This window comes from Acidimicrobiales bacterium, assembly GCA_040219515.1.
Taxonomy (GTDB): domain Bacteria; phylum Actinomycetota; class Acidimicrobiia; order Acidimicrobiales; family Aldehydirespiratoraceae; genus JAJRXC01.
The window spans coordinates 168,743-182,307 of the sequence record JAVJSI010000001.1 but is presented as its reverse complement, the minus strand read 5'-3'; the positions used below and the strand labels follow the sequence as shown (position 1 = coordinate 182,307).

8 protein-coding genes and 2 rRNA genes are annotated in these 13,565 nt (G+C 68.6%); 8 read left to right on the top strand and 2 right to left on the bottom strand.

All coding sequences use genetic code 11. The features are described 5' to 3' along the window. The 8 genes from RIB98_00920 to RIB98_00885 form a co-directional block, all read left to right on the top strand. Nucleotides 1–442 (top strand): 23S ribosomal RNA (locus RIB98_00920); the annotation flags it as partial. A gap of 130 nt (nt 443–572) precedes the next feature. Further along, a 5S ribosomal RNA gene (gene rrf / locus RIB98_00915) occupies nt 573–689 on the top strand. 127 nt (nt 690–816) lie between these two features. Further along, nucleotides 817–1,917, top strand: coding sequence for a hypothetical protein (locus RIB98_00910; protein ID MEQ8839515.1), 1,101 nt, complete (start codon nt 817–819; stop codon nt 1,915–1,917). Between the two features lie 46 nt (nt 1,918–1,963). Then, the gene (locus RIB98_00905; GenBank protein ID MEQ8839514.1) at nt 1,964–2,458 is read left to right on the top strand and encodes a hypothetical protein; all 495 of its coding nucleotides are present in this window, start codon (nt 1,964–1,966) and stop codon (nt 2,456–2,458) included. An 84-nt stretch (nt 2,459–2,542) separates the two neighbouring features. Beyond that, complete coding sequence (locus tag RIB98_00900) at nt 2,543–4,423, top strand: 2-oxoacid:acceptor oxidoreductase subunit alpha (protein ID MEQ8839513.1); 1,881 nt, start codon at nt 2,543–2,545, stop codon at nt 4,421–4,423. Beyond that, nucleotides 4,420–5,433 (top strand): 2-oxoacid:ferredoxin oxidoreductase subunit beta, encoded by a 1,014-nt coding sequence (locus tag RIB98_00895; protein ID MEQ8839512.1) that lies wholly within the window; start codon nt 4,420–4,422, stop codon nt 5,431–5,433. The genes RIB98_00900 and RIB98_00895 overlap by 4 nt, the downstream gene beginning before the upstream one ends. Then, the gene (locus tag RIB98_00890) at nt 5,397–6,176 is read left to right on the top strand and encodes an HAD-IIA family hydrolase (GenBank protein MEQ8839511.1); all 780 of its coding nucleotides are present in this window, start codon (nt 5,397–5,399) and stop codon (nt 6,174–6,176) included. The genes RIB98_00895 and RIB98_00890 overlap by 37 nt, the downstream gene beginning before the upstream one ends. A gap of 136 nt (nt 6,177–6,312) precedes the next feature. After that, entirely contained in the window at nt 6,313–10,275 is a 3,963-nt protein-coding gene (locus RIB98_00885) for a PKD domain-containing protein (protein MEQ8839510.1), read from the top strand. On the opposite strand, the gene RIB98_00880 is transcribed toward RIB98_00885, so the two are convergent. After that, entirely contained in the window at nt 10,250–12,427 is a 2,178-nt protein-coding gene (locus RIB98_00880) for a transglutaminaseTgpA domain-containing protein (protein ID MEQ8839509.1), read from the bottom strand. The genes RIB98_00885 and RIB98_00880 overlap by 26 nt on opposite strands. Then, nucleotides 12,424–13,563 (bottom strand): DUF58 domain-containing protein, encoded by a 1,140-nt coding sequence (locus RIB98_00875; GenBank protein MEQ8839508.1) that lies wholly within the window; start codon nt 13,561–13,563, stop codon nt 12,424–12,426. Before RIB98_00875 ends, RIB98_00880 begins: the two co-directional genes overlap by 4 nt. Nucleotides 13,564–13,565 lie beyond the last annotated feature (2 nt).

Genomic DNA, 13,565 nt, shown 5'->3' with positions numbered 1-13,565 from the left:
ATCTTCCCCAAGAGTCCATATCGACGGGAAGGTTTGGCACCTCGATGTCGGCTCATCGCATCCTGGGGCTGAAGCAGGTCCCAAGGGTTGGGCTGTTCGCCCATTAAAGCGGTACGCGAGCTGGGTTTAGAACGTCGTGAGACAGTTCGGTCCCTATCCTCTGTAGCCGAAAGAGATTTGAGGAAACCTATCCCCAGTACGAGAGGACCGGGATGGACGTAGCTCTCGTGTGCCAGTTGTCCTGCCAAGGGCATGGCTGGTTGGCGACCTACGGGAGGGATAACCGCTGAAAGCATCTAAGCGGGAAGCCTGTTCCAAGATGAGATCTCTCACCGGGTTAACCGGGTAAGGCCCGTGGTAGACCACCACGTTGATAGGCCGGAAGTGTACGTGCAGTAATGCATTCAGCTGACCGGTACTAATCGGCCGAGGGCTTGGTTTCACATTTCATGTACGGTTGTTCGTGCTCGCTATGGAGTTCTGAAGAGGCAGGGTCCCCGTTGGGGCCCCGTTCTTCGTACCCGTTGGCTTTCGCCAGGGGGTCCGCCGCACCGACGGCGGGAACAAACAGTTTCGGTGGCGATAGCGACAGGGTCATACCCGTTCCCATTCCGAACACGGAAGTCAAGCCTGTCAGCGCCGATGGTACTTGGGACGTCAGTCCCTGGGAGAGTAGGACGCCGCCGGATTTCTCACGCAGGCCTCAGTGCCGGCGCCGCTCGCGGGCTCGGCCCGCTGGAGCGGATCCAGAAACGTTGGCTCAGGCCCCGCTTCGGCGGGGCCTGAGTGCGTTTTGGCGAGATACGCTGGTCGGCCATGTCCAAGGAACGCTCAGGCGACAATCGACCCGATTCTCGCGGCGACGCTCGAGGGAACAAGCGGTCCGAGAAGGGCGCGCGATCGCCGCGTCGCGACGACGGCGAACGTCGCCCGCCCGGGCCCGATCTGGCCGGACCGGCGAGGTGGGGCCGTATCGCCCGTGGCGGCGCGGGCCGTATGGAGTCGCCGGCTATCGGGACCGAGGCCTACGACGATTTCCCGGCGAAGCGACCCCGAAAGCCTCGACCGGCTCCCGAGCCCGAGCGGGCTGTCGACGATGCCGAGGGTGCGCTCGACGTCGAGGCCACCGAACCGGTGACCGAGCCGGAGCCGGCCCCCGAGCGGAAGGCGCCGCCGATACGCGAGCGCAATCTTCCGAGCGCGGCCGATCTCGAGCGTCATGCGGCCCGCGCGGTGAAGCGAGGGCGAGGCCCCGTGCTGCGGGAACGCAAGCCGCTCGGCGCACGACCGCAACGGGTCGAGGATCCCGCTGTCGTACTCAAGCGCCTGGTCGGTCCCGACCGGGCGAAGTCGCTCGCCCGCAAGCTCAACGACGCGGGCCGGGCTTTCCAGGGCGATCGGTTCGCCGATGCGCGAGCGTTGTTGCGGCCCGTGGTCAAGGAGGCCCCGGCGCTACCCGACGGGCGTGAGCTGATGGGCTTGTCGCTCTACCGGCTGGGCCGGTGGAAGGAAGCCGTCGACCAGCTCGAGATCTTCCGCGAGCTCACCGACTCGACCGAGCAGCACCCAGTGCTGGCCGACTGCTATCGGGCGCTCGGCAAGACGCACGAGGTCGAGTTCCTCTGGAAGGAGTTGGGCGAGGCGTCGCCGAGTAGCGAGATCGTCACCGAAGGACGCATCGTGCTGGCCGGCGCCTATGGCGACTCGGGCGACGTGGCGAAGGCGATCCGGACGCTCGAGGCCGGCTGGAAGCCGCCGAAGCGACCGGGCGACCAGCATCTGCGGCGTGCCTACGCGCTGGGTGATTTCTACGATCGGGCGGGAAAGACCGCCCGTGCCCGCGAACTCTTCAAGTGGATCTCGGGTCACGATCCCCACTTCTCCGACGTCAAGACCCGGGTCAAGCAACTCAGCTGAGCCTGTCAGACCCCGTCGATAGTGTCGGTTTCAGGGCGTCGAAGCCGTGTTTCGCCCCGCCCTCCCCGGACCCCGCTTCCCCCAGACCCGCTTCCCCCAGACCCGCTTCCCCGAGATCGAGACGCCTGCCTCGCAGGCCGCGTCGAAAGGGAAGAAGATGAAGCAAGCAGATCGTCGACCGAGCGCAGACGGTTCGTTCAATGTCGCCGCGTTGCGCGGTGTGGTGTCGAGCGAGGTCCGGGTATCGGAGCTCCCAGACGGGGGAGTGGTGCACAACTTCGAGATGAGGACCGGGGAGGGGGATCAGCGCCATGTCGTGCCCGTGGCCTGGCACGATCCGGTGCGACCACCCCGCCTTCAGTCGGGCGATGCCGTTGTCGTGGTGGGCGCGGTGCGCCGACGGTGGTTTCGTGCCGGTGGGTCGAGCCAGAGCCGCACCGAGTTGCTGGCCGACGTCGTGACCAGAGCCGACTCGAGTCGCGCCAGCACTGCGCTCGTTGGTGTCGCTTCGCTCACCGCAGGTGCGGCCGGCAGGGCGTGAGCGGGGATTACGCTCCAGGGCCCGGGGTGTGATTATGGTGGCCGGGCGGGTCCGTTCAGCGTCGCTGGCCTGCGAGGGGGCACCGTGACCACCACAGAAGACCGTTCGTCAGAGGTCCGTGAGGTCGATCGCATCATCGTTCGGTTCGCCGGCGATTCGGGCGACGGTATGCAGCTGACCGGCGACCGATTCACGTCGGCAAGTGCCCTGTTCGGCAACGACCTGGCCACGCTGCCGGAGTTCCCGGCGGAGATCCGGGCACCGGCCGGCACTCTGGCGGGGGTGTCGGCGTTCCAGGTGCACATCTCCGACCACGACATCCACACCCATGGTGATGCGCCCAACGTGCTCGTCGCGATGAATCCCGCGGCCATGAAGAGCGACCTTCCGAAGGTCGAGTCGGGCGGCACGGTCATCGTCAACACCGACGCGTTCGAGGAGCGGAACCTGGCCAAGGCCGGGTACGCCGTCAACCCGCTCGAGGACGGGTCGCTCGACGGCTACTCGGTCATCTCGGCGCCGATGACGTCGCTCACCAAAGAGGTGTGCAAGGACCTCGGGGTGAAGCCCCGCGACGCCGACCGGTCCAAGAACTTCTTCGCCCTCGGTCTCGTTTCCTGGCTCTACACCCGGCCGACGGAGCCGACACTGCTCTGGATCCGCGAGAAGTTCGCGGGCAAGGAGCTGGTGATCGCCGCCAACGAAGCGGCGTTCAAGGCCGGCCACGCCTTCGGCGAGACCGCAGAGTTGAGCGCCAGTCGCCTCGCCGTTCGCCCGGCCCAGCTGCCACCGGGCACCTACACGAACATCAACGGCAACACCGCTCTGTCCTGGGGGCTGATCGCGGCTTCGCAGAAAGCCGGCGTGCCCATCTTTCTCGGGTCGTATCCCATCACCCCGGCGAGTGACATCCTCCACGAGCTGGCGAAGCACAAGAACTTCGGCGTGCGGACGTTGCAGGCCGAGGACGAGATCGCCGCTATCGGGTCGGCGCTCGGCGCCAGCTACGGCGGCCACCTCGGCGTCACCACCACGAGTGGGCCGGGTGTTGCGCTGAAGGGGGAGACGCTCGGCCTCGCGATCAGCCTCGAACTGCCGCTGGTGCTCGTCGACATCCAGCGCGGCGGGCCCTCCACCGGACTGCCCACGAAGACCGAGGCGGCCGACCTGATGATGGCGCGCTACGGGCGTCACGGCGAGGCGCCGCTGCCGATCGTGTCGGCCAACTCGCCGTCGGACTGCTTCCATGCGGCGTTCGAGGCGGTACGCATCGCGTTGCGTTATCGCACGCCGGTGATCCTGCTGTCCGACGGCTATCTCGCCAACGGCACCGAGCCCTGGCTGCTGCCCGACCTCGACGCCTTGCCCGACATCGACGTCGAATTCGCCGCGGGACTGAACGCAGTCGACGAGAACGGCGAGCCGGTCTTCTGGCCCTATGTCCGCAACGAGGATCTGGCTCGGCCGTGGGCGATCCCCGGTACCGACGGCCTCATGCACCGCATCGGTGGCATCGAGAAGGAAGACGGCACCGGCAACATCAGCTACGACCCGGTCAACCACGGGCGCATGGTCGACATCCGCGAAGCGCGCATCGACAAGATCGCCGAGTCGTACCCGGCCACCGACATCGTCGGTGATCCCGACGGGGTGCTGCTGGTCGGCTGGGGCTCCACGTGGGGGGCGATCACCGGTGCCGCCGGCCGGCTCCGCCGCAGCGGCATGCGGGTGGGGCACGTACACCTGCGCAACCTGCATCCGTTCCCCGACGACCTGGGCGCGATCTTCTCGGCGTACGACCATGTGATCGTGCCCGAGATGAATCTCGGGCAGCTCACCGCCCTGCTGCGGGCGAGGTATCTGGTCGACGCCAAGGTGATCTCGAAGGTGATGGGTCAGCCCTTCACCGCCGGAGAGCTCGTCACCCGTATCGAGGAACTGGTCGAGGAGGACAAGGTCAAGTGAGCGACACCGCAACCACCACGAAGAAGGACTGGTCGAGCGATCAGGAGGTGCGCTGGTGCCCCGGCTGCGGCGACTACTCCATCCTGACCGCGATGCAGCTGTTGATGCCCGAGATCGGCACCCGCCGAGAGGACACCGTCTTCATCTCCGGTATCGGCTGTGCGGCCCGCTTCCCGTACTACATGAACACCTACGGGATGCACAGCATCCACGGTCGCTCGCCGGCGATCGCCACGGGGCTGGCGCTCGCTCGGCCCGACCTCGATGTGTGGGTGGTCGGGGGCGACGGTGACATGCTGTCGATCGGCGGGAACCACCTGATCCACGCACTGCGCCGCAACGTCGATCTCACGATCCTTCTGTTCAACAACCAGATCTACGGGCTGACCAAGGGTCAGTATTCGCCGACGAGCGAGGTGGGCAAGGTCACCAAGTCCACCCCGATGGGTTCCATCGACACGCCCTTCAATCCGGTGTCGGTCGCCCTCGGCGCAGAGGCCACTTTCGTCGCCCGCACCCACGACATGGATCGCAACCACATGCAGGAGATGTTCCGTCGGGCCCACGCCCACAAGGGAGCGGCGATCGTCGAGGTCTACCAGAACTGCAACGTCTTCAACGACGGGGCGTTCGCCGCCATCACCAAGAAGGACGCCCGTGACGACATGCTGATCGAGCTCACTCACGGGCAGCCGGTCACCTTCGGCGCCGACGGGGCCCGAGGGGTCGTGCTCGACAACGGAACGGCCCGGCTCGTCGACGTGGCCGACGTGGGAGTCGACGCCCTGGTGGTGCACGACGAGGGGTCGCCCGACCCGTCGGTCGCGTTCGCGCTCAGCCGACTGGCCAACGATCGTGAGAGCCCCACCCCTGTCGGGGTCTTCCGGGCGATCGACCGTCCCGACTACGGCTCGTCGGTCGACGCACAGCTCGCGGCGGCCCAGAACGAGAAGGGGAGCGGCGACCTGCATGCATTGCTCCACAGCCTCCCCACCTGGGAAGTCCGCTGACCGCCTGGGCGATCGACCTCGACGGAGTTATCTGGCGTGGGGCCGAGACGATTCCCGGTGCGCCGGAGGCGATTGCGCGACTGCGTGCCGCCGGTAGGCCGATTGCGTTCGTCACCAACTCCGCGGCCCGCACGCCCGCGCAGGTGGCGGCGAAGCTCGCGTCGCACGGCATCCCCGATGCCGAGCCGCTGGTCATCACCGCGGCCATGGCCGCGGCGGCCATGGTGGCGTCCGGCGACCGGGTCCTGGCGATCGGCAGCGATGGGCTTCGCCACGCAATGACCGAGCGGGGCGCGGTGCTCGTCGACGACGGAACGATCGACGCCGTGGCGCTGGGCATCACCACGGACTTCGACTACACGATGCTCGCCGCCGCGATGCGGGCCATCCGGGCCGGTGCCCGGTTCATCGCGACAAACGACGACCCCACGTTCCCCGATGCCGACGGGCTTCTCCCCGGCAACGGCGCGCTGGTGGCTGCGGTCGCGACCTGTGCGGAGCAGGCGCCCGAGATCGCCGGGAAACCGCACGAGCCAATCGCCCGCTTCGTGCGAGACCGGTTGGGCGATGCCGGCGTGATGATCGGCGATCGCCCGGACACCGACGGTCTCTTCGCCGAGGCACTCGGCTACGACTTCGCGCTGGTGCTCAGCGGGGTGGTGTCGTCCGAGGACCTCCCCGTCGTCCCGACACCACGGTTCGTGGCCGACGATCTCCTGGCCTTGGTCGACGAATTGGGCTGACGAACCGGTTCGGGCCCCGGGCTCGTGAGACACATGGGTCACCCGCCCCATGTCCGCCCTTCTCGCTGCGGTACTCTGAGTGGTTGTGCGGAGGCGTTGGAGTCGAGTCGCTGGTGTTGCGGCCGTCGTAGCGACGGTGGGTCTCAGCGCGGCCGCGTTCCAGATCGACCCCGAGGTGCTCACCGAGGTCGAGACCCCGCCGACCGGTTTGTGGGTTCCGGCCCCCCTGAGTGGCGAAATCGTGCATCTCGACGCCGAGGCGAACGCCGTGACCGCACGCGTCGCGGTGAGCGATCGACTGGCGGATCTCGTCGTCGAAGAAGGCGACGGCGGCGTGGTCGTCGTGGATCGCACCGCCGGGCAGATCTCGCTCGTGGATCCCGCCCTCCATCAGGTGGTGAGGACCACCGGCAGTCTTCCGGCATCGGAGTCGATGGTCGACATCGGACCCGACGGGATCGTGGCGGTGGCAGGGGCCGAGGCGGTGCTCGTCGATCCCTCGGTCACCGACTCGACGCAGGCGACGGTGCCGGCCGACAGCCGCTCGGTGGTGGCCGACGGCGACGGGGCGCTCGTGGAGAACGGTGCCGATCGGATCGCCATCGATGCCGACGGTGCCACCGAGCGTCGGTCGGGCAGCGACGGCCCGTTGGTCCGTGTCGGCGACCGCATCGTCGAGGCGAGACAGGATGGTGTCCGAACCCTCGGCGGCGAGCGACTCGCATGCTTCGAGGACTTCATGGCCAACCCCGACCACATCATCGGCTCGAGCATCGGCTGGGTGGTCGCCATCGTCGGCTCGACGGTGCATGTCGCGGACCTCACCAATGGCGAGTGCGCGGCGACTGCGCTCATCGGCGAGGTGGGCGAGTTGGCGAGGCCGGTGGTGGCGGCGCGCCGGGTGTTCGTGGCCGAACGATTCACCGGAGAGGTGCACGTCGTCGATCCGTCGCGTGAGTCCGACCAGGTCCACCTCGTCCTGGAACCCGGTGACCTGCGCCTTCGTGCTCGCGACGACTTCGTTGTCGCCTACGACCCGGGAAGCTCGCTCGCCGTGTTCCTCGGGGCGGATGGCCCCGGTGACGCGGTCAGCACCTCGGTCGGAGGGTCCGTCTCGACCACCGGTGAGGGCGAGGGCGTCGTCGCGGTCGTCGAGGAGGACAGCACCGACGACGGGCTGGTCGAGGAGACCGATGAGTCGGCGTCGGGCGCCACGGCGAACATCCCGGTCATCGACGCCAATGTCGTCACGACACAGGTGGAGAGCGAACAGATCGACGAGCCGCTGCCGAGCGACGAACTGGTGGCGAACTTCGCCCTGAGTGCGACGACCGTGGCAGTGGATGTACCGGTGAGGTTCGTCGACAAGTCATCGGGAAGCCCTGATTCCTGGGTGTGGGATTTCGGCGACGGCACCGGTGACGAAGGCCCCGAGGCGGAGAAGAGTTGGGAGGAACCCGGTTCCTACACGGTGACGCTGCGGGTGGGCCGCGGCGAGGAGGCCGACGAGATCAGTCTTCCCATCACCGTGGTCCCGGCCGATGCGACGCTGCGACCGGCCGCGGACTTCGTCTACTCGTCGACCGTCGTGGGTGTCGGGAAGCCGGTCGAGTTCGAGGATCGCAGCGACGGTGACATCGAGCGCTGGCGATGGGACTTCGGTGACGGTGACACCGCCTCCGCCCCCGACGTGACCAAGTCCTGGTCGAGGGCCGGCACCTACACGGTGCGCCTCACGGTCGCCAACGAACAGGGTTCCGACACTGCGTCGGTCGTGGTGACCGTCGTCGACGGACTTCGTGCCCCTGTGGCGGCGATCGACGTCGCCACGACGACGGTGGACCTCGGCGAAGCGGTCGCCTTCGTCGGATCCTCGTCCACCGATCAGGCGAGCTATCGCTGGGACTTCGGCGACGGCAAGACCAGCCGTGGTGAGGAAGTGACGCACGTGTTCCTCGCGGAGGGCACCTTCCGGGTCACGCTGCGGGCCGAGAACTCCGTCGGGGTGTCCACGGCAACGGTCGACATCGTCGTCGCACCGGCGACGCGGCCCCCGCGCGCCGTGATCGGCACGCTCCCCGTGGTGATCGAGGTCGGCGACGTCGTGACGTTGTCGAGCCTGTCGACGAACAGCCCGGACTCCGAGCTGTGGGCGTTCGGCGACGGCCAGTCGGCCACCGGCGCGCGGGTCACGCACACGTGGGGGATGCCCGGCACCTATCTCGTGACCCTCACAGCGACCAATGGTGCGGGGAGCGACACGGTCACACAGTCGGTGCAGGTCCTGGCCGAACTCCCGGCGCCGGTCGCCCAGATCGGCGATTTCGTGGCGTCACCGTGGGTCGGGCAGACGACGCTGTTCGTCGATGCCTCGGTGGACGCGACCTCGTGGGAATGGGACTTCGGCGACGGTGTCACTTCCAATGCGCCGGATCCCCTCCACACGTTCACCAGCCCGGGTCAGAAGGTGGTCACGCTCACGGTGAGCAACCGCAACGGCACCGACTCCACCTCGGTGATCGTCGAGCCACGACTCGAACCGACCGCCGCGTTCTCGACGTCGGCAACCGCGATCCGGGCCGGTGGTTCGGTTGCGTTCACCGATGGATCGGTCAATGCCGTCAGCTGGGAGTGGGACTTCGGCGACGGTGGCAGCAGCACCGAGCGCAATCCGACCCGCCGGTACTCGGCGGCCGGGACATTCGATGTCGTGCTCACCGTTCGCAGCAGCACCGGCGACACCGCCACGTCGGATCCGGTGACGATCACGGTCGACCCGGCCGCACCGCGTCTCGACGGGATCACGAAGTTCCCGAATGACACGGGGCCGGTCACCACATCGACGACGAGTTCCTACGCGGCCAGGGTGGCCGCGGCCTCGGGGCCGATCGACCTCTACGAGATCAGCTACGGCGACGGCTCGCCGCTCGAGCGCAACGCAACGGGCACGTTCAGCCACGTCTACACCTCGTCAGGGACCTACACGATGACGATGAGGGCCCGCGGTGCCCTCGGAGACTTCAGTCCGACCGTCTCGCGGACCGTCACGGTGGTCGACCCCGCGGCGCCCCTCGTGAGCATCAGCGGGGTGCCGTCGTCGGCCCAGGTCGGAACCGTGACACTCACCGGCAACACCCTGGCGGGCTCGGGGCCGGTTGCGGTGTGGCGATGGGAGATCACCCAGGGCGCCAACCAGGTGACGTACACCGGGCGTGTGGTCGACCACACGTTCACGGCACCCGGCAACTACCGGGTGCGGCTCATCGCCGAGTCGCCGGTGCCGGCCGTGAGCAACGGCACGGACACACACGACATCACGATCACGCCGCCGCCGGCGCCGGTGATCCAGTCGTTGGTGGCCAGCCCGGCAACGACCACCACCGGTCAGCGGGTCATCTTCACGCCACAGGTCACCGGGTCGGTGTCGACCTGGGAGTGGGACTATGTGGGCGCCGGCTACGTGCCGGGCGCAGCCACCGGTGAATACATCTTCAACACGGTGGGCACGAAGACCGTCTGGCTGCGGGCCACCGGACCGTTCGGCCAGGAGGCGACGAGGTCGGTGACGGTCGTCGTACTGCCGCCGCCCGATCCCTCGCCGCCGGCGGCATCGCCGGCCGGGCCGGTGCCGGTCAACACGACGGTGTCGTTCACCTCGACCGAGGCCAACGGGCTGACCGGGCTGACCTGGTCGTGGAGGATCACCAAGACCGGCGTCTCCGCCCCGACCGCCGTCTACACCGATGTCGGTCCGACCCAGGCCCACCAGTTCACCGAGGCCGGGACCTGGACGATCGAGGTGACAGCCACGGATGCCCGAGGGGTCTCGGGCAGTGATGTGTTGTCCCTGACGGTGAATCCGGTGATCACCCCCAACTTCACTGCGACACCGACCGCGGTACCGAACCAGATGGCGTTCGTCGACTCGTCGACGGGGAGCCCGATCGACGCCTGGCTGTGGGACTTCGGCGACGGGCAGACGAGCACGGCGCAGAACCCGACGGTCACGTTCGCGGCGCCGGGTCCGTACAGCGTCACTCTCTCGGTCACCTCGGGTGGGGTGACCCGCAACGTCACGAAAACCGTGAACGTTCCCTGACCTTCGACCGGTGACCGCCTTCGCGCGACGCCGGAGGTCGAGGCGCGTTGTAGCGCAGCACCCGCGGGTCGAGGTAGCGACGGGGCACCGCCGTGCGGCCACGGATCTCGACGATCCGGGCCTCGGCGACATGGAGCTCGTCCCACGCCGCCGCGGCGTCGTCGGGTTCGGAGGCATGCGGCGCGTGGAGGGCCGCGGCGGCGAGTCCGGCGAGCGCCGCGGTGTGGGCACCGAGAGTGTCGTCCATGGCCGTTGCCATGAAGACGACGTCGCCGGTGGTCGTCGTGGACAGGATGGGCGCGCCGAGCTCGCGCAACCGATCGACCAGTTCGGCCCATGCGCCGAGTACCCGCACCTCCGCCGCTCGCCCTCGGCCGTAGCGGAGGCGCCGACGGAGCACGCGCAGTCCGACGAGCAGCGCGACGAGGGCCAGGACGGCGATCAGTGCATAGCCGGCGACATCACCCCAGGTGAGCTGGTCGTTGCTGCCGATCTCGGGCTCGTCGGGATCCTCGCCGGGACCGAGTTCTCGCGGAAGGGCCTGGGCCTGGAGCGGCGAGTCGGTCGGTGGCGCCGTGGTGGTGGGCACGTTCTCCTGGGCAGAGCTGTCGCCGGTCTCGGTCTCGGCCGGTACCGGGTCGATGATGACCCAGCCGACGCCCGAGAACGCCACCTCGACCCACACCTGGAGGTCCGTCGGCTCGACGATCGGCCCGTTGGCCAGGTAGCCGACCACGACACGACTGGGGATGCCGATCGAGCGCAGCATCAGTGCATGCAGCGAGGCGATCTGTTCGGCGCCCGTGGCGCGCTCCATCTCCAGGTCGTCCCGCAGGCGGCCGAACGAGTTGCCCGGCGGTGTCGACTCGTCTCGGCCGAGCCTCTGGACACGGGCGGTGACCGCATCGACCGCCGAGATCGCGTCGGTCGTCTCGGCGGTGACCTCGGCCGCGGTCTCGCGGATGAGGTCGGGCAGCCCGTTGGGTGGGGTGCCGACCTCGCGGTCGACCTCGTCTCGGGCCGCCTCGATGCCATCGAGATCGGCCCGGCCGACGAGGGTGCCCGAGACGGCGTAGTCGACCGGCGGTCGGGGGCTGATGAGGGTCTGCGCGTCCTCGTTCCAGCGGAGGTCCTCGACGTCGATGCCGACGAGGCGATCAGGGACGGGGATCCACGGGCCATCGAGGTCCTCGAGGCGGATGGAGAGATCGACGGGTTCGCCCGGAGGGAGCTCGGTCGGGGACGGAAAGGTCGCGATCTGCTCGAACTCGGCGGACGGAACCCAACGCTCGCCGTTGTGTTCGTCGTAGACCTGGAGCCGAAGCCGTAGGCCGGCGGGCGGAACCTCGCTCTCGATGCTCAGGACGGGTTCGGTGCCCTGCCGGCGAGTGCCGAACTCGGCCAGGACATCGGGCACCTCGATGTTGACGACCTCGACCTCCCGGGCGGATCGAGGGTCCACGGGGGTGCGGTCGAGAGACGGCGCGACGAGTCCGGCGAGAGCTGCGATCGAGGCGGACGCGCCCACGATGGCAGCGAGCGCAACGACTCGACCCGCCAGCCACTGCTGGTCGGCGGCCCGCGTCAGGGTGGCGACGGCGACGAGTGCGGCCATGCCCGCGCCCACGCCGACCACGGCCGGCGGGAGCCCCCGTGGCAGCACGGCGGCGGTGCTGATGCTCAAGAGCACGGCGCCGGCACCGACGGCGGCGAGCGCGGTGCGGCCGCGAGCCGCGACGTGGACCGCGAGCGCGGCGACGACCCACACCAGGAAGCTCGCGAACGTCTCGGCCCGCTGCGGATCGGTGAGCGGCACCTGTTCGTCGAGCAGCGCGCTCCATCCGTGGAGGACACCGTCGAAGAGCTCACGCACGACGTCGGCCGACCCGGGGCTCGACCAGAATGTCTCGCGCAGGACGACGAGCGTCGCCCAGGCAGCGGCACCAGCCGCAGTGGCCGCACAGATGACCGCCCCGGAGAGCCGAGGTCGGCTGGTCTCGATCGCGCTGGCGACCAGCGAGGCCCCCAACGCCGCGGCGACGATGTTGACCAGCCAGCTCCCCGTCCCGAAGACGTCGCGCATCGGAATGGTGGCCGCGGCGATGAGCAGCCAGATGGCGGCCGTGGTGGTGGGAGCGGGGCGCAGCCTCATCGCCGCATCCGCCGATTCCAGGCATGGGCGAAATCGGTCGATGTGCGGGTGTTCATCAGGATCGCGCCGGCGAGTTCGTGGACCTGGGAGCGCTCGGCGCTGCCCATGCGAATCATGGTGAGCTGGTCGAAACGGTTGCGGACGGGCCCCAGGCTCCGCAAGGCGTCGACACCGGCGCGGCCGGTGATCACGGCGCAGGAGAGGCCGCTGGGGTCCTTGCCGGCGGCGGCCGCTGCTCGACCCAGGTCCATGGTTTCGTCGGCGTGGGGCTGGATCTCGGCCAGGAAGTCCATGACCGCGAGCCGAGACGATCGGTCGTTGATGATGCGACCGTCGGTGGTCCGAAGGGTGAAGGAGAACTTGCGGGTCATCGCGGCGAAAACGATGCTCGCGGCCGCCCGAACGGCGTCCTCGAACGACTCTTCGTCGTAGAGATTGACGGAAGTGTCGAGGATCACCGTGGTGCGCGGTCGGTGGACATCGATGTTGTGACGCACCATGAGATGGCCCACGCGGGCCGACGATCGCCAGTGCACCAGGCGGAGGTCATCGCCGGGCACGTAGTCGCGCAGATTCGAAAAGGTGATGCCGCCCTCGGCGGCCTCGCCGGAGGGGATACCCTCGAGATCGCGCCGCATTCCGGCAGGGAACGGCGCGACATCGTGGACCACCGGGTGGACGATCAGCTGCAGGACCTCGGAGTTGATGTCGCCCCGTCGGGCGAGACCGATCGGGTCGCCGCGTCGAACGGTGAGTGGGCCGACGGTGAAGACACCGCGCCGGGTGGTCGTCAGCTCGTTGGTGAGCACGACCGACTCGCCGGGCTCGAGCGCCGGAATGTCGACGTCGATGTTGCCGTCGCCGAAGCGCTCGCGACCCTTGGAGGTTCCGCTCGTGCGCCGGCCGTCGTTGGTGATCGTGAGCTCGGAGGTGGCCGGGTCGCCCGCGGTGACCCGGTCGGGGAGGATCCGACGCGAGCTGCTGATCTCGGGCGGACGTCCGACGATGATCAGGGCGAGCATCACGGCCGCGACCAGCGTCGCGCCCATGACCGTGAGGGCCGGGTAGCCGACGAGGAGCCCTGCGAGGGCGATGACCAGACCGGCGAAGAGGGTGCCGCGCCCGGCGGGAGTCACCG

Bases quoted from the DNA above. Each gene is read 5' to 3' on its own strand.
- RIB98_00910 (MEQ8839515.1), top strand. From the start codon at position 817: ATGTCCAAGGAACGCTCAGGCGACAATCGACCCGATTCTCGCGGCGAC.
- RIB98_00880 (MEQ8839509.1), bottom strand. From the start codon at position 12,427: ATGAGGCTGCGCCCCGCTCCCACCACCACGGCCGCCATCTGGCTGCTC.